Source organism: Collinsella sp. AM23-17, assembly GCF_003470945.1.
GTDB classification, from domain to species: Bacteria; Actinomycetota; Coriobacteriia; order Coriobacteriales; family Coriobacteriaceae; genus Collinsella; species Collinsella aerofaciens_O.
Genome location: NZ_QRHU01000045.1, coordinates 1 through 1,914, shown reverse-complemented (window position 1 = coordinate 1,914; position 1,914 = coordinate 1). Strand labels below are relative to the sequence as shown.

1 protein-coding gene is annotated in these 1,914 nt (G+C 55.1%); it reads right to left on the bottom strand.

Annotated features, from left to right (window positions below):
* Window positions 1-602: 602 nt before the first annotated feature.
* Complete coding sequence (locus DW645_RS09750) at window positions 603-1,727, bottom strand: aminotransferase (protein WP_118066738.1); 1,125 nt, start codon at window positions 1,725-1,727, stop codon at window positions 603-605.
* Window positions 1,728-1,914 lie beyond the last annotated feature (187 nt).

Here is a 1,914-nt window from a genome sequence, read left to right as displayed (position 1 = left end):
TCGGAAGGCACGTGCAGACCTTTCGTCATGGCCTCCTACCTTTCTTTCGGGCCCTTGTCAGGGCCGATTCGTTAGCGCCCCTCCGTGTGAGGCGTTATTGCTGACGACATATTTATATCCAAAATCAGCCCATACTTCCACCTTGCCCCCGAACGGTTTTTTATGAGGGGTGAACGGCATACACATATACTTCACGCATGGCACACTTTGACTTAATAAAGTGTATTTACGTGCTTAAATGCTTTTTTAACCGGAAATCCCATTGGAACTAATCTTTGTTAAACCACCCTCAATTTGCATATTTCACGCAAGGGTATGAATAGAATTCGCAATTCTTGCTGCCTCTCAACCATTTTGATTTTTATTCAGAAAAAAGTTCGTCCTATTCATTTTTAGCAACCAGACTACCGTTTACCAGACGCTGGGTACCGTTCGCCGGAAGCTCAGTATAAGGCCCAGCGGATATCAGCTTGCCGTACGGCCTCATTTGTAACAACTTGACTTCTCGGTATAAAAAACAGACCCGCCCCCTCATGGGAAACGGGTCTGTTATCGATTATCGTCGGCCAATTTGAATACGGACTTCGAAGGAAGTCGTGATCCTAGCGATCGAACTCGGCCAGCGCCTCACCCAGAAGCCTCAGGCCCTCGCGAAGAACGTCCTCGCTCGCGCAGTAGCCCAGGCGTGCACCGCAGGGAAGCTCAAAGCGGCTGCCGGGAACCAGCAGCACTCCCCTCTCGGCCAACAGGCGCTTGCAGAAATCTTCGTCGTCCTCGGGGATATCCAGCTGGATAAACGAGGTGGACACGCCCTGCGGGGCCGTCCAGGACACGCGATGCTGTGTATCGATCCAGGCCTGCGCGATATCACGGTTGCCAAACACGATCTTGCGGTTGCGCTCGAGAATCTTGTCCTTATGCTCGAGCACGTAGGTCGCCAGGGCGTCGTTGAACACGCCACCGCAGATCATGGTGTAGTCGCGATACGTGCGGATGCGGTTGGATACCTCTTCATCGGTCACGACCCAGCCCACGCGGGCAGCAGGCGTCGAATAGGTCTTGGACACCGAGTTGGTGACAATGGCCTTCTCGTACACGTCGGCCATCGACATAAAGGACTCGGTGTTCTCGAGCGGCAGATACACCTCGTCGCACAGCACGTAGGCACCCACCGAACGCGCAATCTCCGCAATCTGGCCGAGCGTATCGGCATCGAGCACCGTACCGATGGGGTTCGATGCGTTATTGATGCAGATGAGCTTGGTGTTGGGGCGCACCAAGCGCTTGAGCTCATCGATATCGGGCTTCCAACCGAGCTCCTCGCGAAGCTCCCAATACTCGACCTCGGCACCCAGCGTACGCGGAATCTCGTAGAGCGGCGCATAGGTAGGCCACTCGGCAATCACGTGATCGCCGGGCTCCACAACGGCCATGATGGCGTTGAGGTTGGCGCCCGTGCAGCCATTGGTCTGCAGAATGTGATCGGGATTGACATCGCGACGATACAGCTTGGCGACCTCGGCCTTAAATTCCGGCGATCCCTCGATCCAGCCGTAGTTCATCTTCTCGCGATCCAGGCGCTCGTAGAACGTGGCGCCGTCCTGCTCGTCCAGTGCGCGAAGCTCGCCCATGGTCAGCGACGAGATCGTCGACTGAGCGATATCCCAGGTAGCACTCTTCTCCCAAACGTTGAGCCATTCCTCAACACCGATTGGCTTGATATCCATGGCCACCTTATCTGATCTTCATTTAGCGTCATTAAACATGAATGGGGCGGTGCGAAAGATCCGCACCGCCCCAATGGGAGACATCTAATGGCAGCTAGATGTTTGTAGTAAGACCTGTACGGGTCTTTGAAAACCTTAGAGGTCCTCGCGCCAGAAGGGCATGCTCATGCAGCGCGGGCCGCCACGG

Bases quoted from the DNA above. Each gene is read 5' to 3' on its own strand.
- DW645_RS09750 (WP_118066738.1), bottom strand. From the start codon at position 1,727: ATGGATATCAAGCCAATCGGTGTTGAGGAATGGCTCAACGTTTGGGAG.